19 protein-coding genes are annotated in these 24,151 nt (G+C 37.1%); 12 read left to right on the top strand and 7 right to left on the bottom strand.

Going from position 1 to position 24,151, the window contains the following annotated elements; all coding sequences use genetic code 11:
- Window positions 1–105 precede the first annotated feature (105 nt).
- A complete protein-coding gene (gene hemN / locus EO766_RS05400) occupies window positions 106–1,473 on the top strand; it encodes an oxygen-independent coproporphyrinogen III oxidase (RefSeq protein WP_074419322.1) in 1,368 nt (455 codons plus the stop codon).
- Here hemN and EO766_RS05405 read toward each other — a convergent pair whose 3' ends face one another.
- The 3 genes from EO766_RS05405 to hemH are packed head-to-tail and all read right to left on the bottom strand — an operon-like array spanning window position 1,474 to window position 3,970.
- On the bottom strand, window positions 1,474–2,352 hold the full coding sequence (locus tag EO766_RS05405) for a ChaN family lipoprotein (protein WP_074419323.1): 879 nt from the start codon (window positions 2,350–2,352) through the stop codon (window positions 1,474–1,476).
- Between the two features lie 6 nt (window positions 2,353–2,358).
- A complete protein-coding gene (locus tag EO766_RS05410; protein WP_074419324.1) occupies window positions 2,359–2,904 on the bottom strand; it encodes a CopD family protein in 546 nt (181 codons plus the stop codon).
- A gap of 16 nt (window positions 2,905–2,920) precedes the next feature.
- Entirely contained in the window at window positions 2,921–3,970 is a 1,050-nt protein-coding gene (gene hemH / locus EO766_RS05415) for a ferrochelatase (RefSeq protein ID WP_074419325.1), read from the bottom strand.
- 254 nt (window positions 3,971–4,224) lie between these two features.
- Here hemH and hemA point away from each other — a divergent pair, with 254 nt between their 5' ends.
- Genes hemA through hemL form a run of 8 tightly spaced genes read left to right on the top strand, consistent with a single transcriptional unit; the run spans window position 4,225 to window position 11,802 of the window.
- Window positions 4,225–5,445, top strand: a complete 1,221-nt coding sequence (gene hemA, locus EO766_RS05420; protein WP_074419326.1) for a glutamyl-tRNA reductase — start codon at window positions 4,225–4,227, stop codon at window positions 5,443–5,445.
- Between the two features lie 13 nt (window positions 5,446–5,458).
- Window positions 5,459–6,379: a hydroxymethylbilane synthase gene (gene hemC, locus EO766_RS05425; RefSeq protein ID WP_074419327.1), complete on the top strand. Its 921-nt coding sequence runs from the start codon at window positions 5,459–5,461 to the stop codon at window positions 6,377–6,379.
- Window positions 6,366–7,085 (top strand): uroporphyrinogen-III synthase, encoded by a 720-nt coding sequence (locus tag EO766_RS05430; RefSeq protein WP_074419328.1) that lies wholly within the window; start codon window positions 6,366–6,368, stop codon window positions 7,083–7,085. The genes hemC and EO766_RS05430 overlap by 14 nt, the downstream gene beginning before the upstream one ends.
- Window positions 7,082–8,119 carry a uroporphyrinogen decarboxylase gene (gene hemE / locus EO766_RS05435; protein WP_074419329.1) on the top strand — a complete coding sequence of 346 codons (1,038 nt, stop codon included), beginning with the start codon at window positions 7,082–7,084 and terminating at the stop codon, window positions 8,117–8,119. Before EO766_RS05430 ends, hemE begins: the two co-directional genes overlap by 4 nt.
- Window positions 8,120–8,134: 15 nt before the next feature.
- On the top strand, window positions 8,135–9,115 hold the full coding sequence (gene hemF, locus EO766_RS05440) for an oxygen-dependent coproporphyrinogen oxidase (protein ID WP_074419330.1): 981 nt from the start codon (window positions 8,135–8,137) through the stop codon (window positions 9,113–9,115).
- A 42-nt stretch (window positions 9,116–9,157) separates the two neighbouring features.
- Window positions 9,158–10,132, top strand: coding sequence for a porphobilinogen synthase (gene hemB, locus EO766_RS05445; protein ID WP_074419331.1), 975 nt, complete (start codon window positions 9,158–9,160; stop codon window positions 10,130–10,132).
- Between the two features lie 44 nt (window positions 10,133–10,176).
- Window positions 10,177–10,473 (top strand): YciI family protein, encoded by a 297-nt coding sequence (locus EO766_RS05450; RefSeq protein ID WP_074419332.1) that lies wholly within the window; start codon window positions 10,177–10,179, stop codon window positions 10,471–10,473.
- Window positions 10,474–10,512: 39 nt separating this feature from the next.
- Window positions 10,513–11,802, top strand: a complete 1,290-nt coding sequence (hemL, locus tag EO766_RS05455; protein ID WP_074419333.1) for a glutamate-1-semialdehyde 2,1-aminomutase — start codon at window positions 10,513–10,515, stop codon at window positions 11,800–11,802.
- 167 nt (window positions 11,803–11,969) lie between these two features.
- On the opposite strand, the gene EO766_RS05460 is transcribed toward hemL, so the two are convergent.
- Entirely contained in the window at window positions 11,970–12,893 is a 924-nt protein-coding gene (locus EO766_RS05460; RefSeq protein ID WP_074419814.1) for a helix-turn-helix domain-containing protein, read from the bottom strand.
- A gap of 241 nt (window positions 12,894–13,134) precedes the next feature.
- On the opposite strand from EO766_RS05460, the gene gyrB reads away from it, so the two are divergent.
- Together gyrB and EO766_RS05470 are read left to right on the top strand one after the other, a co-directional pair.
- Entirely contained in the window at window positions 13,135–15,114 is a 1,980-nt protein-coding gene (gene gyrB / locus EO766_RS05465; RefSeq protein ID WP_074419334.1) for a DNA topoisomerase (ATP-hydrolyzing) subunit B, read from the top strand.
- A 143-nt stretch (window positions 15,115–15,257) separates the two neighbouring features.
- Entirely contained in the window at window positions 15,258–15,464 is a 207-nt protein-coding gene (locus tag EO766_RS05470; protein ID WP_081298659.1) for a hypothetical protein, read from the top strand.
- Window positions 15,465–15,540: 76 nt separating this feature from the next.
- Here EO766_RS05470 and EO766_RS05475 read toward each other — a convergent pair whose 3' ends face one another.
- The 3 genes from EO766_RS05475 to EO766_RS05485 all read right to left on the bottom strand — a co-directional run bounded on the left by EO766_RS05475 (window position 15,541) and on the right by EO766_RS05485 (window position 20,284).
- Complete coding sequence (locus tag EO766_RS05475; protein ID WP_074419335.1) at window positions 15,541–16,092, bottom strand: hypothetical protein; 552 nt, start codon at window positions 16,090–16,092, stop codon at window positions 15,541–15,543.
- A 239-nt stretch (window positions 16,093–16,331) separates the two neighbouring features.
- Window positions 16,332–19,754, bottom strand: a complete 3,423-nt coding sequence (gene mfd, locus EO766_RS05480) for a transcription-repair coupling factor (RefSeq protein WP_287100787.1) — start codon at window positions 19,752–19,754, stop codon at window positions 16,332–16,334.
- Window positions 19,755–19,816: 62 nt separating this feature from the next.
- Complete coding sequence (locus EO766_RS05485) at window positions 19,817–20,284, bottom strand: carboxypeptidase-like regulatory domain-containing protein (RefSeq protein WP_143439612.1); 468 nt, start codon at window positions 20,282–20,284, stop codon at window positions 19,817–19,819.
- A 67-nt stretch (window positions 20,285–20,351) separates the two neighbouring features.
- Between EO766_RS05485 and EO766_RS05490 the strand changes: the two genes are divergently transcribed.
- Window positions 20,352–24,104, top strand: coding sequence for a S8 family serine peptidase (locus tag EO766_RS05490; RefSeq protein ID WP_074421065.1), 3,753 nt, complete (start codon window positions 20,352–20,354; stop codon window positions 24,102–24,104).
- Window positions 24,105–24,151 lie beyond the last annotated feature (47 nt).

Below are 24,151 nucleotides of genomic sequence, written 5' to 3' on the forward strand. Positions count from 1 at the left end.
TGTAGGATAACTTACATACCAAAATGCCGGAATTTTTGACACGGTATGACAACAATCATAGTACAGCCTAAACACAGCATTTAGCTTTGTTGAAAATTGAGGAGTATGCAGGTAAGTCATCATTTATTAGAAAAATACAATGTTCCTGTACCCAGGTATACCAGTTATCCAACCGTTCCATTTTGGAATGAAACCATATCGTTACCGGCATGGGAACAATTGGTACAAACAGCATTCAGTAAAGATGCATCAGGATTAAGCCTATATATTCATTTGCCTTTTTGCGAATCGCTCTGCACCTATTGCGGCTGCAATAAAAAAATTACCACCAATCATCAGGTTGAAACCGAATATTTAGCAGCCATTTTAAAAGAGTGGCAATTGTATTTACAATTAATGCCCGGCAAACCCTTGTTGCGTGAACTGCATTTAGGCGGCGGCACACCCACTTTTTTTTCTCCGGAAAATTTACACTATTTAATCAGTTCAATTTTAGCAACCGTTGAAGTGCATCCCCAGCATGAATTTGGTTTTGAAGGACACCCCAATAATACAACCTTGCAACATTTGGAAACACTGCATAACTTAGGTTTCAACAGGGTTAGCTTTGGTATTCAGGACCACAATCCACTGGTACAAAAACTGATTAACCGCATACAACCTATTGAAAAAGTGCAGCAGGCAGTCAATATGTCGCGACAAACGGGATATACCTCTGTAAATTTTGATTTGATTTACGGATTACCCCGCCAAACAGTTGAAAGCATGCGCACTACTATTGAACAAACCATTGCTTTACAACCTGACCGTATTGCCTTTTACAGTTATGCCCATGTGCCATGGACCAGCAAAGGCCAACGCTTGTTTGATGAACACGACCTGCCGGATGTGGATACAAAAATGAAGTTGTATCAATTAGGCAAAGAAATGCTTACTGCAGCCGGTTATGTTGATATTGGCATGGATCATTTTGCATTGCCAAACGATACCCTGTATATTGCACAACAGGAAAAAAGATTACACCGAAACTTTATGGGTTATACTACCCAGCAAACCAATAATATGATAGGCTTGGGTGTTTCGGCCATAAGCGATATGGGGACAGCTTTTGCTCAGAACGAAAAAACCCTGCACAATTATTATGAGACAGTATGCAACAATACACTGGCTGTAACCAAGGGCATTATTTTAACGGAAGAAGACCTTCACTTTAAACAATATATTTTAGACATTAGCTGTAATGGCGAAACAGTTTTGCATGATGCAGACAAAGCTATGATTACAAAATTTGTAATTCCTGAATTGGAAAAATTAGAATTAGATGGATTGGTTGAATTAGATGAACACCAACTAACGGTAACGCCTTTAGGCAAAAATTTTGTTAGAAATATTTGTAGAGCATTTGATTTGCGTTTATTGCGCAATCACGTACATGAATCAATGCACAACCCACAGTTTAGTAAAGCAATTTAATTAGAATGATTTTGGAACTTCTGGATTGGTAATGATAATAAAATCAGCCTGCTGCTTCAATGCAACCCAGTTGGGATGGGTAAATTGCTCTTCGTTATAACAACTAATACTTTGCATTTTTATTTTACGGGATAATGCCCGCAAACGTGCATAAGTTCCTAATTTATCATCGCTATGAAAACGCCCGTTTACCTGAAAAACAGTATAACTTTTATGATGTTTCCAAAACCGGTAAATACTATTAGCCATGGTAGCATCCCATAAATTTTGTGCATCAAACATATTTTGATTGAATTGCTCGTGCCCACCCATAATACCTTCAAATTTTTGTTGATAGGCTACTTCGGCAGCAGAAAATGGCAATGGAGGCAGATAAGATTTTGATAATTGATCCAATCTTAATAAGGTTTGAACACCATTTTGGTGTACCAAACTTACATAACGGCGGGGAGCATTGGCTGCTATTACAGGAAGATGATTGTATTTAGCCGTTTCTACCATTGATTTATAATCACTGTAATTATTCCACGGACGTGTGTTGGCCAAAAATTGTTTTTCAGTAATAAATCCTTCTACATATTCATTCAATGGTGCCTGACAATCGGTTTCAAACATTTCTAATGACAACGCAACATTTTTCTTTTCCTGCACCAACGCTTTAAATAAGGAATCTTCCAGATAATGTGCTACTGCATCATTGTGGTCTTCCCCAAAAAATACAACCTGTGTGTGTATTAAAGCGGTTGTTAATTCACCCAAATCAATGGTTTTGTGTTGGGCAACATCATAAATTACATAATTATTTTGCATATTTTTTTGAGCAAACAATTCAATAAAAGCAATAGCAAACAAAGCAGTAATACATATTTTTTTGCGCATGATTGTTTATTTGTTTCGTAGCAGCTTATAAATTTTAATGGCACTTAACAGTACTAAAAGCAACGCCAGTAGAGCAACAAATCCCCACAACAAACTAATACTTTGTTTAACTGTTGCCAAAAACACAATTGCAAACAAAAACAAAGTAGCTACCTCATTCCAAATGCGCAATTGCTGTGAACTGTATCGGTAAATGCCATGTACCTCCTGATTTACCAATATTTGTAATGAAAAATGATACGCGTATAAAAATAACACTAAAACCAATTTTACAAGTAACCATTTACCCTCCGATTTAAACAATAACAGGCACCAACCACCTTCCATTAAAACAGAAGTGCCTAATAATAAAGTAATAATTGCAGAAGGCCAGGTAATGCCATACCATAAACGCTTCATCATAATGGCAAACTGATTTCTCAGAATAGTGCGTTCAGGCTCTGGTTTATCGCCTGCTTCAGTAGCATAAATAAACAAGCGAGGCATATAAAACAAACCCGCAAACCAGGTAACAACAAAAATAATATGTGCAGCCTTCAAGTATAGATACATCTTACTAAAGATAAGATTAATTCAACAACATATTGCTTGCACCATTTTCATAAGCATTTATCCAGTTACTGATAGTGGCTACCCAAAGCGGCTGTGTATTTAAACAGGGAATGGTAGTATAACTTTCACCACCTGCATGCATAAAACTTTCTTTACCACGTTCTGCAATTTCTTCTAAGGTTTCCAGACAATCACTTACAAAAGCCGGGCAAAGAATGAGCAATTTTTTGATGCCCAGTGATGGCATTTCTTCCAATCGCTTATCTGTAAAGGGTTGTAGCCACCCCTTGCCTAATCGAGACTGAAAAGAAACACTAAATTTTTCTTTCGGTATATGCAACTTTTCAGTTACCAGTTTAGTGGTTTCAAAAACCTGATGTCTATAACAGGTTTGGTGTGCAATGGATGACACATTACAGCAATCTTTTACCTGAAGGCAATGGCATCCCGTTGTATCACTTTTTCGAATATGTCGTTCTGGTATACCATGATAGCTGAATAGAATATGGTCATATTCCTGTTGTAAATAGGGTTGAATATTGTTGGCAAGAGCATGAATATATTCGGGCTGGTTGTAGTAAGGTTTTATGGTTTGCAACTTAAATCTATACCCCATTTTTTGATGCACCTCCTTCATATATTCCACTGCCGTTTCATAACTGCTCATGGCATAATGCGGATATAATGGAAATAATAAAACTTCTTCAATATCAGGGTCTTGTTCTAATAATGATTGATAAGCAGCCTCAGGTGATGGATTTCCATAACGCATAGCAACAGTAACCGGCATTTGAATAAGCTGCTGAACAGCCTCTTTTAACTGTTGGGTTAAAACAATGAGTGGCGAACCGGCATCTGTCCAGATGGTTTTATATGCCTCTGCCGATTTAGGTGCCCTGAATGGAACAATAATGCCTTTAATTAATAAAAGCCTGAAAAAATATGGAACATCTATTACACGTTCATCCATTAAAAACTCTTTCAAATATCGTTGCACATCTTTTACAGATGTTGAATCCGGCGAACCAAGATTCATTAAAATAACCCCTTTTTTCTTTTGGTGCATAAAAATAAATGTTAGCAAATGTATTATTTCAAAAATTGTTTCAAACAGGTTGTTTGCATTTTATTACTCGTAACAACGAAACAAAATATGAATTGGTTTGGAACAGCCATAAAAAAGTACAGTAAACCGGTAAATCGTATTCAAATCTGGTAAAATGACAATTAAATGACAGAGACATGACCTAAGTCATACATTTCTGCCATCCAAGCGGAATACTTTTGCGTTTATAAAAGGAACCATATTAAGACCAGCAGATGATAAACTTATCAAATTTTTTTGCCATTGGTATTAATTACAAAAAAACAGATGCTTCTGTAAGAGGTCAATACGCCATTGGCCCCGAACAATATGCCGCTATTTTACAAAAAGCCTCTACCCTTTCTATAAAAGAGTTAGTAATACTCAGCACCTGTAACCGCACTGAAATTTATGGCATTGCTAACCAGGCTTCTGACCTTATTAACCTGCTTTGCAGTGAAACTGTGGGTTCAAAAGAAATATTTTTAGAACGTTGTTACATAAAAAAAGAAAAAGAAGCAGTAACACATATTTTTTCTGTTGGTGCCGGATTGGATTCGCAAATTTTGGGCGATTATGAAATTGTAGGGCAAATGAAATTGGCAGTTAAGTTTGCAAAAGAACGTGGATTTGTAGGTTCATTTCTGGAAAGATTGTTTAACACCATACTACAATCTTCTAAAACCATTAAAAACCAAACCGCTTTAAGCGGTGGCACTGTTTCTGTATCATTTGCAGCCATTCAATACCTGAAAGAGCATCTTCATTTCATACCACAAAAAAATATTTTATTAATTGGAACAGGTAAAATTGGCAAAAACACTTGTAAAAATTTAATTGATTATTTAGATACAACTAATATCACACTCATCAACAGAACCAATGAAAAAGCAGCTGAACTGGCTGCAGAACTCGGTATTGGTTCAGCCACTTACCAAACTTTACCCACTTTAGCAGCAAAAGCAGATGTCATTATTGTAGCCACCAATGCAGAAGCTCCTATTTTATTTAAAGAGAATTTTATTAACTCGGGTAAAAAAATTTTGATTGATTTGTCAATTCCCAATAATATTCATCCCGATACCGCCCAATTAGCTCATATTTCATTAGTAAATGTAGATGATTTAGCAAAAATTAATGATGCTACTCTACAAAAACGCCAGGCAGAAATTCCAAAAGCATCAGCCATTATTCACGAATTTGAAGCCGAATTTTTTGAGTGGTTAGACAGCAGAAAATTTGTACCGGTTATTAAGGCTGTAAAAAAGAAATTAGAAGACATGAACCACTGTGAAATGTTTAATGCTGTTTATACAGCCAATAACCACAGTACCAGTACAAATGAGGCTGTTCAAAAAGCAGTAAAAAACATGGCTGTTAAATTACGCAGCAATTACAAACCCGGTTGTAATTTTATTGAAGCTATTAACGATTTTATCACCATCAGCAGTAACTGATTTTATTTAAATCATGGGTATAATTAAAATTGGAACCAGAGAAAGCCAATTAGCCGTTTGGCAGGCAACACTGGTACAAACGCTATTAAGTAAACACCATATTCAAAGTGAATTAAAACATATAAAAAGCGATGGCGATATTGATTTGGTTACTCCACTATATGCCATTGGCGTACAAGGGGTGTTTACAAAAACATTAGATGCAGCATTACTGAGTAAAACCATTGATATTGCTGTACACTCAATGAAAGATGTACCTACACAGTTAGCTAAAGGCATTGTGCAGGCTGCTGTTCTTCCCAGAGCATCATACAAGGATATATTGGTATTCAAAAACAATACAGATTTTTTATCAGACGCTCAATCTAATGCCATTATTGCCACCAGTAGTATTCGCCGAAAAGCACAATGGCTGCACCATTACCCAAATCATACTATTGAAAATTTACGAGGCAATGTGAATACCCGATTAAAAAAAGTAGCAGAAAGCAATTGGGATGGAGCCATATTTGCTGCTGCAGGATTAGAACGAATTGCATTACGCCCCGCACAATCCATGCATTTAGACTGGATGCTTCCTGCACCTGCACAAGGTGCCATTGTAATTGTATGCCGGGAAGATGATACTGAAACTTTTAAAAAATTAAATCAACTAAACGATCCAAATACCGAGCTTTGTACCAAATTAGAACGCGATTTTTTACAAACTTTAATGGGCGGTTGTTCTACCCCTGTCAGTGCTTTGGCCACGATTGAAAATAATGAGGTTTACTTTAAGGGAAATATTACCAGCCCAGATGGCAAACAACAATTTAAAATAGAAAAAAAAACAACCCTTTCAGATACTGTAAACTTAGGCAGATTAGCTGCTGAAGAACTTTTAACAACCGGCGCAAAAACGATCATTGAATCAATTCACCATGCAAAAAAATAGTACCATACCCATTTTATGCACTCGTCCATTAGACCCTATCATTATAATCAATGCCAATACAAGAGGCATTACCATTGATTGTATCCCATTTATTGAAACCAGTCCCATTATAAATGAATTAATTACACAAACCATTCACGAATTGGCTGAAAAAAAAATTACGGCTCTTTTTACCAGCATGAATGCAGTAGATGCAGTTACAGCCCAATTACCGCAAGTTCCCAAATGGGATATTTATTGTTTAGGCGGTATTACCAAAGAAAAAATTATTCAGTTTTTTGGCGAAAAACATTTTAAAGGCAGTGCTAAAAGTGCGGGTTTACTGGCTGAAAAAATTATTGAGCACCGGCCCGAAAACGCGTTAGTATTTTTTTGTGGTGATCAACGAATGGATGAACTTCCTGAAACCTTAGCCGCAAACCAATTTCCAACTGAACAGGTTATTGTTTACAATACCATACAAACACCCGTTGAAGTATCAAAAAATTATCAGGGTATTATTTTTTTTAGCCCAAGTGCTGTTCATAGTTTCTTCTCCGTAAATACCATACCGTTAGCCACTGTTTTATTTGCCATTGGTAAAACAACTGCAGCAACCATACATACCTATGTTCAAAACAAAATAATTACTAGTGAATGGCCCGGAAAAGAACAAATGATTGAATTAGCAATGAACTATTTTAAATCGATTAACATTAAAGCATGAGTGTATTAAAAAACGATTTGATTCTAAGAATTTTAAGAGGTGAAAAAACTGAACGTTCGCCTGTTTGGATGATGCGACAAGCCGGTAGGTATTTACCACAATACATGGAATTAAGAAATAAGTATGGTTTTTTTGAGCGTTGCCAAACACCCGAATTAGCCTGCCAAATTACTTTACAGCCTGTTGATATTATTGGTGTTGATGCAGCTATATTGTTCTCTGATATTTTAGTAGTACCTCAGGCTATGGGCCTTGAAGTGCAGTTAATTGAAAGCAAAGGGCCTATTTTACCCAACCCTATTCAAACAGTAAATGATTTATCGCGGATTCGCGTACCGGATGTACACGAAACATTAGGCTATGTTTTTGAAGCCATTCAGCTCATTAAAAAAGAACTCAATGGACGAGTTCCATTAATTGGTTTTGCTGGTGCGCCTTGGACGCTGCTTTGTTATATGGTGCAGGGAAAGGGCTCTAAAACTTTTGATGAAGCCAAAGCATTTTGTTACCAACAACCCGCATTGGCACACCAATTATTGCAAATGATTACAGATACGACCATTGCCTATTTAAAGGCTCAGGTGGTTGCCGGTGCCGATACGGTGCAAATATTCGATAGTTGGGGCGGGTTATTGAGCAAAGAAGATTTTGAAACCATTTCACTTCCTTACATCCAACAAATTGTTTCAGCAATCAAACCCAGTGTTCCGGTAATTGTATTTGCCAAAGGTGCATGGTACAGCTTATCTGCGATGGCTCAAACAGGAGCAGCAGCACTAGGAATTGACTGGTGTACGCCGCCTGAATTAGCACGGAATTTTGCAGGCAACAACATTACCTTACAGGGTAATTTTGACCCGGCAAAACTACTCTCGCCCATACCTGTTATAAAAAAAGAAGTAATTGCCATGTTACAAGCTTTCGGTCCACAAAAACATATTGCTAATTTAGGGCATGGAATTTTACCCAATGTTCCGGTTGACCATGCTAAAGCATTTGTTGATACAGTTAAAGAATGGCAACCTGCCAGTTAGCATAAAGCATTCATCATGGAAACAAATTTTTTACCGGCCACCCATACAACAGCATTTCGAGAAGAATGGATACAATTTATTTATACCCTTCAGGATACGATTTGCACTGCACTTGAAATGGCAGATGGCAAAGCTGTTTTTGTACAAGATGAATGGCAACGTAAGCCCGATGGTACAGGTGGCGGTGGAAAAACCAGAGTAATTGCCGATGGAAATGTTTTTGAAAAAGGTGGCGTAAATACATCTGTAGTATATGGTACCGTTAGCGATCCCATGCGCAAACAATTACAAATGAACGGCGATGAATGGTTTGCCTGTGGTTTAAGTTTAGTGATACATCCCAACAATCCCTTTGTACCTACCATACATTGCAATTATCGTTATTTTGAATTATATGAAAATAATAAAGTGATAGACAGATGGTTTGGAGGTGGAACGGATCTTACCCCCTATTATTTATTGAATGAAGATGCCATTCATTTTCACCAAACACACAAAAATGCCTGCGATCAGTTTGATATATCCTTCTATCCTCTTTTTAAAACAACCTGCGATAATTATTTTGTAAACACACACCGGCAAAATGAACGGAGAGGCATTGGCGGTATATTTTATGATCACCAAAAACCCACACCCGAAAGAAATGAACAATTTTGGCTGGGATTAGCAAAGGCTTGTGGAAACGCATTTTTAGATGCCTATTTACCTATTGTTGAAAAAAGAAAAAATACTCCGTTTAAAGCACAACATAAATTTTGGCAGGAAATAAGGCGTGGCCGTTATGTAGAATTTAATTTATTACACGACCGTGGTACCATATTTGGCCTAAAAACAAATGGAAGAACAGAAAGTATTTTAATGAGCTTGCCACCAACCGTTCGCTTCAACTATAATTACCAACCGGAAGCAGGAACGCCTGAAGCCATTTTATTAGATGCCTGTCTGCATCCCAAAGATTGGATCAACGAGCATCAATCCATCACCATTGATGAATGAATACAACAAACCAATCAATGTTAATCATATAATTTTAATAAAATGTATTTACAAAAAAGAAATAGAATATTAAGAAAATCGGCAGCCATAAGAAGTTTGCTTGCTGAAACTGTTTTAACGCCTAACGATTTTATTGCTCCTTTGTTTATTGATGAAGGTATCAATCAAAAAACTGAAATTAGCTCTATGCCGGGCTATTACAGAAACAGTTTAGATATAACGGTTACAGAAATTAAAGAATTATACAGCCTCGGTATAAAAAGTGTATTGCTGTTTGTAAAAGCATTAGATGAAACCAAAGATAATGAAGGCAAAGAAGCCTGGAATCTCAACGGTTTAATGCAAAGAAGTATAAAAGCCATTAAAGATGCCGTACCTGAAATGATTGTAATGACAGATGTAGCATTAGATCCCTATTCCATATACGGGCATGATGGCATTGTAAAAGATGGTGAAATTGTAAATGATGAAACCGTTGAGGCTTTAGTGAAAATGAGTGTTAGCCATGCAGCAGCAGGGGCAGATATAGTTGCACCCAGCGATATGATGGATGGAAGAATTGGAGCCATTAGAAAAGCATTGGAAGAAAGCGGATTTACAAAAACCGGTATTATGAGCTATAGTGCTAAATACGCTTCCTGCTTTTACGGACCATTTAGAGATGCCTTAGACAGCGCACCGGGATTTGGTGATAAAAAAACATATCAAATGAATTATGCAAATCGTCTGGAAGCCATTAACGAAACATTGCAAGACGTTGAAGAAGGTGCTGATATTGTGATGGTAAAACCAGCTATGGCTTATTTAGACATTATTCGGGAAGTAAAAAACGCAGTAACCATTCCGGTGAGTGCTTATCATGTTAGCGGAGAGTATGCCATGATAAAAGCTGCAGCAGAACGTGGATGGCTCGACGAAAATAAAGCTATTATTGAATGCCTTACTTCTATTAAAAGAGCCGGAGCCGACTTAATTGCCACTTATTTTGCAAAACAGGCAGTTATGTTGCTTAGCTAATCCAAAACAATAGCAATTCAATTTGTACACTTAAAAACAACTTTATGTTTATTGTAGATATTACTTACAAAGTATCCACTAATTTAATTGATCAGCATATGGAAGCCCATATTGCTTTTCTGGAAAAATATTATCAGTCCGGCAATTTTATTGCTTCCGGCAGAAAAGAACCACGCACCGGTGGAATCATTTTGGCAAATGCAGATAGTAGAAAAACAATAGAACAGATTATGGCTGAAGATCCATTTTATGTTAACAAACTGGCAGAGTGGAATATCATAGAATTTAAGCCAACCAAATCGGTAAAAGCCTTTACAACTTTATTGGATGGAAATGAATAACAAAGCATCACTAAGGTTATCAGAAATAAATAAATTTTTATGCTAACAGAAAATAGCCGGCAATTGTTTAACCGTGCACAACAATCCATGCCCGGTGGGGTAAACTCGCCGGTTAGGGCTTTTAAAAACGTAGGTGGTACACCCTTGTTTATAAAAAAAGCAAAAGGCGCTTATTTATTTGATGAAGACAATCATCAATACATCGATTATATTGCTTCATGGGGCCCGATGATACTTGGTCACGCTTACGAGCCGGTTATTAAAGCCATACAGGAAAAAGCAGTAGATTCTACTTCATTTGGCGCTCCTACTTCCTTAGAAATTTGTATGGCCGAGTTAATTAAAAGTATGGCACCCAATGTTGATTTAATTAGAATGGTCAGCAGCGGAACAGAAGCCTGTATGAGTGCACTACGATTAGCCAGAGGATATACCGGTAAAAATAAATTCATCAAATTTGAAGGAAATTATCATGGACATGCAGATGCATTTTTGGTAAAAGCAGGCAGCGGCGTGGCCACATTTAATATACAAACCGTACCAGGTATTCCTGCAGGTGTTAGCTCCGATACGTTAACCTGCGCCTACAACGATTTAAATGCCGTAAAAAAATTAGTTGAAGCAAATCCAAATGAAATAGCCGCCATTATTGTAGAACCCGTTGCAGGCAATATGGGTTGCATTCTTCCTGAAAAAGGATTTCTGGAAGGATTACGAAAAATTTGTACCGATAATCATATCGTACTCATTTTTGATGAAGTAATGACCGGCTTTCGGTTGGCCCCCGGTGGCGCACAAGAGCGGTTAGGCATTGACGCTGATTTAATTACCTATGGAAAAGTAATTGGTGCAGGTATGCCGGTAGGCGCTTTTGGAGGTAAAAAAGAAATCATGCAACACATTGCGCCGTTGGGAAATGTATACCAGGCCGGAACATTAAGCGGCAATCCTATTGCAATGATTGCGGGTTATACATTATTAAATGAATTAAAAAATAATCCTTCCATATATCAGGAGTTAGATGACAAAACGGCTTATTTGCATCAAGGGTTGCAGGAAGTATTTACTGCTTCTAAAATACCTTTTATCATTAATCGTTTAGGTTCTATGATCAGTGTGCATTTTAGCAAGCAGCCCGTTACAAATTTTGAAACTGCCGCAGCAGCCAACAATGAATTATTTAAGCAATACTTTCACGCAATGCTTAAAAGAGGAATATATTTACCACCATCCCCTTTTGAGAGCTGGTTTTTGAATAATGCACTTACCTACCAGGATTTAGATGCAACCATTCAAGCCAGTAAAGAAAGTTTACAGGAGATGATGTAACCAAAATATGAAATAAAAAGAAGCAGTCTCAAAAGTCCGAGGCAGCCTCTTTTTATTCGGTAAGGGGAGGGGGTAGGGGGTGGAGAAAGTTTTCATTTAAGCCATTCTCAAACGCTTCATTTTACTTTTGAGACTTCCTCTTTTTTATGAAAACAGGGGGTTATCTTTTATTTTAATAAGTCACAAGGTTTTAATCCGGTATGCTTTTTAAATGCAGCAGAAAAATGTGATATGGAAGAATAGCCCAACAAAGCCGATACATCTGTAACACTCAACCCCTTCTCGTATAAAAGGTATTTTGCATGTTCCATTCTTTGTTGCTGATAAAAATCAAAAATGGTTGTACCAAAAATTTCTTTAAATCCTTTTTTCAGGTAACATTCATTCATGGCAACTTTACGACTCAATTCTTTTATGGTAATAGGATCGCCAATGTGTTGCAATAAAAGATCTCGTGCCTGATAAATTTGTTCCTTGCTCCGTTGATCTGATAAAAATTTACAAGAAAAACCTTCTTCTTTTTCATCCACCAAACAATCTAAACTATATAACAATAATTCATGAATTTTTGCATTCACAAATATGTTCTCTAAAGCGCCGGTATAACTGTGGTTTAACAAACCGTCTAAAATATTACGTTTTTTATTGCAAACTGTAAAAATTTTGGTGAAAGCATGGGGATGTTTAAAAGCCAAAACTTCATCCTTCCGATTATTTAATTTTACATTATGCGTAAACTGATATAAAAAAGTTGCTGTAAAATGAAAAGTAAAAACATCTACCGTTTGTATTTTCCCATCACAACTTTCAGTAGGTAGCTGACTGCAAAAAGAACAACTTCTTTCTTCGCAATACCGATTACCGGTGGTACAAAAACGAAGTTCCAAATAGTTCTTATCAGGTCGGGCTTCATCATAATGATATACCATCATACCAGTATCTTCTGCCACCCAGGGATGTTGTGCATAATATCTTCTAATATCATACTGAATAGATCCAGGAATATGCTGGGCTTTCTGATACAACAAATCCATGCTTGGCTCAATCCCATTTTTATGGGCTACTTTTAAAATATCTAAAACCTGCATCATATCATTGCAAAAGTATGTATATACATTTAAAATTTAGTCACAAAACTGTAAAACAATACTTTCATAAAAACATACATAAATGCCGGTTATTTTGGGCAAAAAACCTGTTATAGAGCATTAAATTATACATCAGGTAAATATTGGATAAATACCTGTATTTTATGCCATTTTAGCCCTTAAAATCATTATCTTCGCCCACCCCCCGAAATATTCGTTTAAACACAATAGTTATTAGATATTTATGAGTGAAACACAACAATTGATTACAGATGCCCAAAATAAAAACTACGGCGCAGATAGCATACAGGTTTTAGAAGGATTAGAAGCAGTTAGAAAAAGACCAGCCATGTACATTGGCGATATTGGCGTTAAAGGTCTGCATCATCTGGTTTACGAAGTGGTAGATAACTCCATAGATGAAGCCCTGGCTGGTTACTGCAAAAACATTGAAGTTACCATACATGAAGATAATTCCATCAGTGTAAAAGATGATGGCCGTGGTATTCCTACTGCTATGCATACCAAAGAAAAAAGAAGTGCTTTAGAAGTGGTAATGACTGTTCTACATGCCGGTGGAAAATTTGATAAAAACACCTACAAAGTTTCCGGTGGATTGCATGGCGTTGGGGTTAGTTGCGTAAATGCATTAAGCTCAAAACTCATAGTTACCGTTCAAAGAGAAGGCAAAATATTTGAACAGGAATATAAAATTGGCGTGCCACAATACCCCGTTAGAGAAGTCGGCATTAGTGATAAAACCGGCACCAATGTGCATTTTTGGCCCGATTTAACCATTTTTCAGGAATCAGTTTTTAAACGGGAAATATTAGAAAGCCGTTTACGTGAATTGGCTTTTCTAAACAGAAAAATCAGCATTACCTTGAACGATTTAAGAGAAAAAAATGAAGACGGCTCCTATTACAGCAAAAATTTTTACAGTGAAGGTGGTATTGTAGAATTTGTGGAAATGCTGGATGAAATAGGAAAAAGAACACCCCTCATTTCTAAAACTTTGTTCTTTGAAGGACACGACGAAGCAACGAATGTAGCGGTTGAAGTAGCCATGACTTATAACAATGATTTTAAAGAACATATTTTTTCATACGTTAATAACATTAATACCATTGAGGGTGGTACACATGTAACAGGCTTCAGACAAGCTTTAACACGTGTGTTTAAAAGTTATGGCGATAAAGAAGGTTTGTTTGAAAAAGCCAAAGTAGAAGTAGAAGGAGATGATTTTAGAGAAGGTCTGAGTGCAATTATATCCGTAAAAGTACCTGAACCACAATTTGAGGGACAAACCAAAACAAAATTAGGCAACAGTGAAGTTTCAGGTATTGTTCAAACTACTGTAGCAAAAGCATTACAAGCCTATTTGGAGGAAAATCCCAGAGAAGCAAAAAATGTAGTTTCAAAAATTATTCTTGCTGCCCAAGCCAGAGTGGCAGCAAAAAAAGCACGTGATTTAGTGCAACGCAAAACCGTTTTAAGCGGGGGTGGCCTACCGGGCAAATTAGCAGATTGTTCTGAACGCGATCCTGAAAAATGTGAATTATACTTAGTGGAGGGAGATTCAGCCGGCGGTACTGCCAAACAGGGTCGCGACAGAAGCTATCAGGCCATTTTACCTTTACGTGGTAAAATTTTGAACGTTGAAAAAGCAATGGAACATAAAATTTACGAGAACGAAGAAATTAGAAATATGTACACGGCTTTAGGCGTAACCGTAGGAACACCCGATGATCCCAAACAATTGAACCTTACCAAACTACGTTACCATAAATTAATTATTATGACTGATGCGGACGTAGATGGTTCGCATATTGCCACATTAATTTTAACTTTTGTATACCGTTATATGAAAGAATTGGTAGAACATGGGTATGTTTACATTGCACAACCCCCATTATACCTGATTAAAAAAGGCAAAGAACAAGCCTATGCCTATAGCGAAGAACAACGAAAAGCATGGATTGAAAAATTAGGTGGGGGCAAAGAAGACAGTGTTACTATTCAACGTTACAAAGGTTTGGGTGAAATGAATGCAGAACAATTATGGGAAACCACCATGGACCCCAGCCGCCGAACACTGAAAAAAGTAACCATTGAAAGTGCCGCTGAAGCAGACAGAATATTCAGTATGCTAATGGGTGATGAAGTGGCGCCCCGTAGAGAATTTATTGAAACACATGCCCGTTATGCCCGTATTGATGCATAAAATGCCATGTTTTATAAAATAATGCGTGTTTTACACGAGAACAAGTTTCACAAACCAAAAAATAATTGTAGTTTGTGTTAGCAGAATCAAAACTTATTTACTAATCCATTCTCATTTTTTGAGAATATTAAAACAAAAAAACAATGGATACTTCTAAAATGATTAAAGCATACTGCTTAAAAACAAAAGAAAAAAATGTTCCCATGCACGATGCCGTAATTACTAAAACTGCAAGAGGTGGTTATATGGCCAGTGGCAATGATGGAAAAGGCAATAAAATGGCTGCCATTTTGAGTGAAGCAAAAGCTTTACAAGCTATTGCAGATGGTGTTGCCAAAAAAGGATTTTAATACTTATACCTAATTACATGAAAAGGGCAGCTTTCTTTAAGGAAAGCTGCCCTTTTTTTGACCTTTTAAAACCAAACTAAAACGGAAATCGTTTCCCCATTTTTCGGGTAATTTTATTCATTACATCTGTGCCTGAAATATGCCAATTAGTAGGCTTTTGATATTCGGCTGACCAAAGTGTTTCTCCATTTTTTACTAAACCACAGTTGGCAAATACATCGGCGGTTTTATTGCTAATACTGCCACCAACCACCGGATCCATTTGAGTACCCAAAAAAATTATATTATGCACGGCACCAATACCCATCGATGCTAAATCGCTCATCATTCTATTACTAATAACATTCATTTTTATCACAGCATCTGCTCCTAACATTTTTGCTAAAACATCGGGGTCGGTGTTAAAAGCATCATTTGCACTTATACTCGCCGAACGTAAAAGTCCATTGGTTTTATCCGGACTTTGAATTTGTACCATATTGAATTTTTTCCGGGGTTTGGCATAGCGCTGAAAATTAGCTAATACAATTTGCTGGTAGGTGTAACCCGTTTTTAAAGCAGCACTATCTAATTGTGCCTGAGTAACATTGTGGGGAAGTTGACCTGTAAATTGTACCTGAACCGGCAATATAGCAATTGATTTTAACTGAGTAGTAGCTGCATTTTTGCTAACAAAAGGTTTGTTTGTACTACAAACTTGCCAGCAATACCATTAGTCCAATAATGACAATAGTAAATTTAAATTTCATACAGGGTAATTTTGGCAAAAATGAAAAGTTGCTACAAAACAATACTGAAGTAAGTGGATGAATGGATGATTGCCTACATAAATGGAGTTAAGAAAAATATAATTTGAGATAGGTAATTTTAAGAAAGTGAAACAGGCACAGTTCCCGCTTGCATTTTTTGTAAAAACCGCAACATCGCTTGCATGGAGCTAACATCTTCTACAACTAATAAAAAGTTTTTACCGGCTTGCTTTAACCTTGCTTTATTGGTGCCTGTTTGCAAATAGCTCAATATATTTTTAAATAAATCTGATTCAAAATATGGAGAGTCTGGCTTATTGATAAAATAACAACGCAAAGTATTCTCCTTTAAAGTCATTTTTTCAAATCCCAATGCAACACCTGCCCATCTGGCTCTAACGGTATCAAATAAATCAGATACCTGTGGTGGTAAATTTCCAAAGCGGTCTTCCATTTCAGTTTTAAAGGCAGTTAAATCAGCTTCATTTTCACAGTTGTCCAATCGGGTATATAAGGAAAGGCGTTCGGTAATGTTTGAAACATAGTCATCCGGAATTAATATTTCCAAATCTGTATCAATAGTGCAATCACTTACATAATCATCCTGCTGTGCAATTTCATCCTTAAATAATTCTTTAAAACTGCTACGTTTCAATTCGCGGATTGCTTCATCTAAAATTTTCTGATACATTTCAAATCCAATTTCAGCCATAAAGCCACTTTGTTCACCACCCAGCATATTACCTGCTCCACGAATATCCAAATCTCGCATGGCAATTTGAAAACCACTGCCCAAATCGCTAAACTGTTCTAAAGTTTGCAGTCGTTTTCTTGAATCGGTTGGCAATGTAGCCATGGGTGGTGCCAACAGGTAACAGAATGCTTTTTTATTACTTCGTCCTACCCTGCCGCGTAACTGGTGCAAATCACTTAATCCAAAATGATGTGCATTGTTTACAATGATGGTATTCACGTTAGGTATATCTACGCCACTTTCCACAATATTGGTACAAACTAATACATCATATTTTTTATCAATAAAATCCAGAATACGTTTTTCTAGTTCATGTCCTTCTAATTGTCCATGAGCAAATCCAATACTTAAATCAGGGCATGATGTTTGAATGAGTGCAGCCATTTCAGAAAGGCCTTGCACCCGGTTGTGAATAAAGAAAACCTGGCCGCCACGTTCTGTTTCAAAATATATGGCATCACGAATAAAATCTTCATTAAACACGTGTACTTCTGTTTGAATGGGCTGGCGGTTAGGCGGGGGGGTATTAATTACACTTAAATCTCTGGCGCCCATTAGTGAAAACTGAAGCGTTCGTGGAATGGGCGTTGCCGTTAGTGTTAAGCAATCTACATTTGTTTTGAGGGCTTTTAATTTTTCTTTATGTCCAACACCAAACTTTTGCTCCTCATCAATTACCAATAATCCAAGATCTTTAAATTTTACATCTTTACTTAGAATGGCATGTGTACCAATTAATATATCTACTTTACCTTCAGCTACACGTTGAAGGGTTTCTTTTTTTTCTTTGGAAGATTTAAAGCGATTTACAAAATCAACCGTAACCGGAAAATCTTTCAAACGCTCTTTAAATGTTTTATAATGTTGAAACGCAAGTATAGTAGTAGGTACCAGAATAGCTGCCTGTTTGCCATCTACACAACTTTTAAATGCAGCTCTGATGGCTACTTCTGTTTTACCAAATCCAACATCACCACAAACCAACCTATCCATTGGGCTGGCACTTTCCATATCTTTTTTTACATCGGCTGCTACCTTACTTTGGTCGGGTGTATCTTCATAAATAAAGGATGCTTCTAATTCTGTATTCAGATAGTTATCCGGCGAATGTTGAAAACCTTGTCTGGCTTTTCGTTCTGCATATAAACCAATTAAATCAAATGCCAGTTCCTTTACTTTGGTTTTTGTTTTTTCTTTTAGTTTATTCCAAACATCACTTCCCAGTTTATTAATTTTTGGAATTGTACCTTCTTTCCCGGTAAACTTAGAAATTTTATGCAGTGAATTGATATTTACATATAAAATATCATTATCCTTATATATAATTCGTACTGCTTCCTGCCATTTACCATTTACTTCAATTTTTTGTAACCCGCTGAAAGTTCCAACGCCATGATCTATATGCGTAACATAATCGCCGGGTTGTAACTCACGTAGGGTTTTTAAAGTAAGCGCTTTGCTTTTACTATATGCCTGCTTTATTTTGTATTTATGATAGCGTTGAAATATTTGGTGGTCAGTATAACAAACCACTTTTAAATCATGATCAATAAAACCCTCATGTATACTAATAGGAACAGGAACGAATTTGATTTCTGATGATAAGTCAGAAAAAATACTATGTAACCGCTCTAATTGTTTTGACTGATCAGAAAAAATATAAATAGTATATCCTGCAGTTTCAAATGAAGATAGGTTCTTCATCAACAAATCAAATTGCCTATTAAAAGAAGGCTGCTCTTCTGTTTGAAAATGAATGGTTGTTTGTGCAAAATGTGGTGCATAGCCAAACTCAATCAGGTGTTTGTATTGAATTTGGCGGGTAATGGTAGCAGCGGGTGTAAAATCGCTTAAACCAATTCCTTTTAAAATTTTAGTATCCTCTTCATCAACTTCCTGCACAAAGGCTACATCGTTATTTTTCTGAAGGAAAATACCCAGATCTTCTTCCTGAACCTCCAGTTTATTTAAAATAACATCCCAGTCTTTTAACCAAATAATGGTATTTTCACTTAGAAATTCAAGTAAAGAAATTTTTTCTCCTTCATCAAATTGCGTTTCAATATTGGGAATAATACTTACCTGCAATAGTTTTCGCTCACTAAGCTGCGTTTCAGGATCAAAAATCCGGATACTGTCTACCTCATTACCAAACAACTCAATTCTATAAGGTTTTTCATTACCATAAGAATAAATATCGAGAATGCCGCCTCTTAAAGCAAACTGTCCGGGTTCATATACAAAATCGTTGCGTACAAAACCATACATCACCAACAATTCCATTAAACTTTCCGGCTGAATGGTATCATTTGTTTTGATGGAAATGGTATTATTGTTTAAGGTATTTGGTTTTACAACCTTTTCTGCCAAAGCTTCAGGATAGGTTACCATTATTTTTTTGTTGCCTCCGGCAGATAGTCTTGTCAACATCTCAGTTCGCAACATTACATGCGAAGCATTGAGCAATCTAAAATTCTTTCTTACTTTAAATGAAGAGGGAAAATAAAAAATATCTAATGCATTGGTTAAGCTTTCTATTGTATTGAAAAAATAAGCAGCATCTTCTGCATCACTCAATACAATCAGATGGTTACAATTTTCGAGATTGGAACGCTGGTATAAAGCGCTGATGATACATTCCGGACTGCTGCCATGTAACCCGGAAAGATAAATTTTTTGTGCTTCTATAGTTGGGGCAATAACCAGTTTTTCCAACAGGTTTTTTACCTGGGGGGTATTTCTAAATTGATCCAAAAGCACTCCTATATTCATAAAAACAGAGTGCAAAGGTACGATTTTAACACACTGAATTTTCTAAAAAAAGTTAAACAATAGTTTACTTTACGCTTTTAATAGACAGCATTATTGCTAATTTGTATGGTAATTGTTGCAACAGAATCGGGCTGCACGTACACGGATTGTATATTGTTTTTTTCATCATAACTGTTGGCATAAAAATGACCATCTACCTTGGCAAATAAAGAATAACTGCCTGCGGGTAATGACACAGCAAAAGCACCTTTTGAATCAGATAAGGTAGAATCAACCAACCGAGTACGAATAGCCGTATACATGGCCGACTCGGTGATGCGCTTAACATCTTTTATATTGGTTAGCTCGTAAATATAAATGGTGGTTGATAAAGGTTGTGGTTGCGGAGCAGGTGCATTCGGGGCAGGCATTTGATTGCCTGCAACACGAAAAACATATCCCGTAATTCCCTGTTTAATTTTTTTGTTGGATGTTGTCTTCTTTTCAAACAAACAACCCATTAACAACATAGTTATACCGATTAGGAGAAAAAGATTTTTATACATAAAGCATTTTGAGTGTTTAAAGTATCTAATTTAGTAAAATTAAGCTGTTCACTTAACACACTGTACTATGTTCAAAAAATTACACCTTGCTATTATTTTAATGCTCAGTGTCGGCAATATTTTGGCACAAAATATCCGTTCGCCGCAAGAATATCAAAAATTGTCTGATGCCATCCGGATTTCAGAAAACAATAATTTACAGCGCGCCCTGCAACTGGCAAAGCAGGAAGGCTGGTTTATCAAACGCGTAACGCCAACCGGAAAAGTAATTGCATTAGCAGGTGTAGATGAAAAAGGTAATCCATTATATCTAAGCACTTTTAATAATACTACTGCAGCTGCCACTACCAATACCAACCAGCTTTGGCCGGGGGGTAGTTCTAATTTAAACTTATCCGGCTCATCCAATGGTGTTGCCGGTAAATTAGCTATGTGGGATGGTGGCACTCCTTTAACCAACCATGTAGAGTTAATTGGACGCATAGTAAATCCCGATTCAGCTGCGTTGAGCGACCATGCTACGCACGTAGCCGGAACTTTAATCGCAACCGGTATTAACCCCATTGCCAAAGGAATGGCATTTAATGCGCAGAAATTAATTGCGTATGATTTTAGTAATGACCAGTCTGAAATGATGGCAGCCTCACCCAATTTATTGGTTTCAAACCACTCATATGGTTTTTTAGCCGGATGGAATTATGATGGTACAAATTGGAGTTGGTATGGCGATACAACCATTAGTACCAGCAAATCATACGGTTTTGGATATTATGATCAAAGTGCGCAAATGTTCGATTCTATTGCGTACAATGCACCCTATTATTTAATCAGCATGTCGGCAGGTAACTCCAGAAATTCAAACGGGCCGGCAGTAGGATCAAAATATTTATATAACGGAAATAGCAACAAATCTATTTACAGAACAGCATCAATTCCCAATAATCCCGATTATGGCTCTATTGCCTATACACAGGATGCCAAAAATATTTTAGCCGTAGGTGCGGTAAATGGTATTCCGCTTGGTTATAACTATCCCAGTGATGTGGTGATGAGCAGTTTCAGTGCATGGGGCCCCACCAGCGATGGCAGAATTAAACCTGATGTAGTTGCCGATGGCGTGAATGTTACTTCAAGCTGGAGTACTTCTACTACTGCTTATCAAACAGAAAGCGGCACTTCAATGGCAGCACCCAATGCCACCGGATCATTATATTTAGTTCAGGAATATTACAACAAATTGCATCCGGGCAATTTTATGCGATCTGCTACTTTAAAAGCATTGGCTATTCATACTGCTAATCAAGCTGGCACAGCACCTGGGCCTGGCTATCAGTTTGGCTGGGGGTTATTAAATGTACTGAAAGCATCATCTGTTATTACCTCTTCTTATAACCAAGTTTCAGATACCATTCTTGAAAAAACTTTGAGCAATGCAGTGCCATATACCATGAATGTTGTTGCTTCGGGTAAAGGACCATTAGTGGCCACTTTAAGCTGGTTAGACCCCCCCATTGCACCATTATCGCCTTCTAATTCGGTAAACAACACTACCCCTCGTTTGGTAAACGATTTGGACATGCGTATTAGCAATGGTAGTAATGTATACAAACCATGGGTTTTAAATCCGACTATTCCAAGTGCTCCAGCAACTAAAGGAGACAACTACTTGGATAATGTTGAAAAAATTAATGTAGATAGTGCAGTACCCGGCCAGTTATATACCATTTCCATCACCAATAAAGGCAATTTACAAAGAGGTTCACAGGCATTTTCATTAATAGTAAGCGGTATTGGCGGAACTGCTTATTGTAGTTCAGGTGCTACCAACAACACAGGCACCAGAATTGATAGTGTAGCTTTTGCAGGCATTACTAATAAGAACACAACAACCAATACCACCTATAGTAACTTTACCAATATTACAGGAAAAATTCAATCCAATCAAATCTTGCCTTTCAGCATTCTATTAAACAGTTCAGATGCCACTAATAATCCCAAAGTGGTGAAAGTGTATATTGACTATAATAGTAATGGTAGTTTTTCTGATCCCGGAGAACAAGTGGCCACCATCGTAGCTACCGGAAATGGTACTTATACCACTAACATTATTACACCCGGAAATTTACCTGTGAATAATTTAACACTAATGCGTATTGTAGCTGTTGAAACAACAGACTCTTCAACCGTACAACCTTGCGGTAATTATGGATATGGAGAAACACAGGACTACCGTATTCAATTTATTGCACCTGCCAATAATTTAACATTAGCCGGTATTGTTACACCTACAGCAGGCGCTTGCGCAGCCAATAACCAGTATTTAACAGTTCAAATTTTAAATAAAGGCACTGTAAGCGCCAGCAATTTTACACTGAATGCTACCGTTAGCAACGGTGCTACCGTTATTGCCAACTTATCTGGCCTATATCCTTTAACATTAGCAGCCGGTGGTACAGATACTTATGTATTTCAAACACCATTTAGTACAATTGCCGGCACCAGTTATACAATTCATGCAACAATTGTTTATGCAGCCGATCAGGATACAACAGATAATACCAAAACAGTAACCATTGCAATAGCCAATGCACCAGCTGCCCCTGTTGGTACAGCTACTATTTGTGGCACTAATACAGCTTATTTAAAAGCAAGCAATGCCAATAGTAACAGTACTTATTTATGGTATAGCTCCGATACCGCTACAAGCCCTATTGCAGTAGGAGCAAATACTTCAACCAGTACTGTACCTTCTAATAACACTTATTATTTACAAACCGGAAGCAAAGTTACAGTTGGTCCGGCCAATAAAACAGTATATGGCACCGGAGGATATAATGCCTTTGCCGGAAATTATGTTACATTTCATGCATATGCACCCCTCACTATAGAAACTGCCAGAATGTATATTGGGAATGCAGGTAACATACAAATAACATTAGCCAGCAATCTTACTGTAAGTGCAGATGGTTCAAGCTATACTTACAGTCCTGTTCAGGTTATCAACTTCAATGTTGCGGCTACAAATCCAACACCACCTGCTACCTTACCGGGTAGTGATAACCCGGCCGACAGCGGTGCTATTTTTAATTTAAACTTACAGGTACCTGCTGCCGGAGATTATGCATTAATTATGCAATGCAGCAATGGTGCCAGCATTTTTAGAAACAGCGGTATCAGTGGCACCATCTACCCAATGGGTGTAAATGGTTTGTTTATGATTACAGGCAACAGTGTACCTGCAGCATCAAACCCACAATCTTACTATTACTTCTTTTATAATGTAAGGGTTAGCACATCAGATTGTACCAGCCCACGCACGGCCATTGTTGCAAGCAGCGTTGCTGCACCAACCGTTACACAAGTGGGTGATAGTTTAATGAGCAGTAGCAACAATGGTAACCAATGGTATTTCAACAACAACCCCATAACAGGTGCAACTACTCGTTCCATTAAGCCATCACAATCGGGCGGCTATGCTGTAATTGTAACAGATTCATCAGGATGTCAGAGAGGTTCCAATACATTCAACTATGTATTTACAGCTATTCAAAATGTGAATCCTTCAACCATTGGTTTACAGGTTACACCTAATCCGGCCAACAGCAATTTCTCAATTCGATTTATCATGAATACGCTCGGTCCTGTAAATATTGCATTGTTTAATGAAGCAGGACAATTAATGATGAATGAACAATACAGCAACTACAGTGGAATCTTTAATAAACAATACAGCTCAGCGAGCTTTGCTCCGGGTACTTATATTTTGCAAATAAAGCAGAAAGACAAAGTGTATAATCAAAAAATATTGGTAGTTCATTAATTAACCGATACAATTTAAAAAATACCCCGAAAAAATCGGGGTATTTT

The sequence above is a fragment of the Hydrotalea sp. AMD genome, assembly GCF_004100315.1.
GTDB classification, from domain to species: domain Bacteria; phylum Bacteroidota; class Bacteroidia; order Chitinophagales; family Chitinophagaceae; genus Hydrotalea; species Hydrotalea flava.

Bases quoted from the DNA above. Each gene is read 5' to 3' on its own strand.
- hemN (WP_074419322.1), top strand. From the start codon at position 106: ATGCAGGTAAGTCATCATTTATTAGAAAAATACAATGTTCCTGTACCC.
- EO766_RS05405 (WP_074419323.1), bottom strand. From the start codon at position 2,352: ATGCGCAAAAAAATATGTATTACTGCTTTGTTTGCTATTGCTTTTATT.
- EO766_RS05410 (WP_074419324.1), bottom strand. From the start codon at position 2,904: ATGTATCTATACTTGAAGGCTGCACATATTATTTTTGTTGTTACCTGG.
- hemH (WP_074419325.1), bottom strand. From the start codon at position 3,970: ATGCACCAAAAGAAAAAAGGGGTTATTTTAATGAATCTTGGTTCGCCG.
- hemA (WP_074419326.1), top strand. From the start codon at position 4,225: ATGATAAACTTATCAAATTTTTTTGCCATTGGTATTAATTACAAAAAA.
- hemC (WP_074419327.1), top strand. From the start codon at position 5,459: ATGGGTATAATTAAAATTGGAACCAGAGAAAGCCAATTAGCCGTTTGG.
- EO766_RS05430 (WP_074419328.1), top strand. From the start codon at position 6,366: ATGCAAAAAAATAGTACCATACCCATTTTATGCACTCGTCCATTAGAC.
- hemE (WP_074419329.1), top strand. From the start codon at position 7,082: ATGAGTGTATTAAAAAACGATTTGATTCTAAGAATTTTAAGAGGTGAA.
- hemF (WP_074419330.1), top strand. From the start codon at position 8,135: ATGGAAACAAATTTTTTACCGGCCACCCATACAACAGCATTTCGAGAA.
- hemB (WP_074419331.1), top strand. From the start codon at position 9,158: ATGTATTTACAAAAAAGAAATAGAATATTAAGAAAATCGGCAGCCATA.
- EO766_RS05450 (WP_074419332.1), top strand. From the start codon at position 10,177: ATGTTTATTGTAGATATTACTTACAAAGTATCCACTAATTTAATTGAT.
- hemL (WP_074419333.1), top strand. From the start codon at position 10,513: ATGCTAACAGAAAATAGCCGGCAATTGTTTAACCGTGCACAACAATCC.
- EO766_RS05460 (WP_074419814.1), bottom strand. From the start codon at position 12,893: ATGATGCAGGTTTTAGATATTTTAAAAGTAGCCCATAAAAATGGGATT.
- gyrB (WP_074419334.1), top strand. From the start codon at position 13,135: ATGAGTGAAACACAACAATTGATTACAGATGCCCAAAATAAAAACTAC.
- EO766_RS05470 (WP_081298659.1), top strand. From the start codon at position 15,258: ATGGATACTTCTAAAATGATTAAAGCATACTGCTTAAAAACAAAAGAA.
- EO766_RS05485 (WP_143439612.1), bottom strand. From the start codon at position 20,284: ATGTATAAAAATCTTTTTCTCCTAATCGGTATAACTATGTTGTTAATG.
- EO766_RS05490 (WP_074421065.1), top strand. From the start codon at position 20,352: ATGTTCAAAAAATTACACCTTGCTATTATTTTAATGCTCAGTGTCGGC.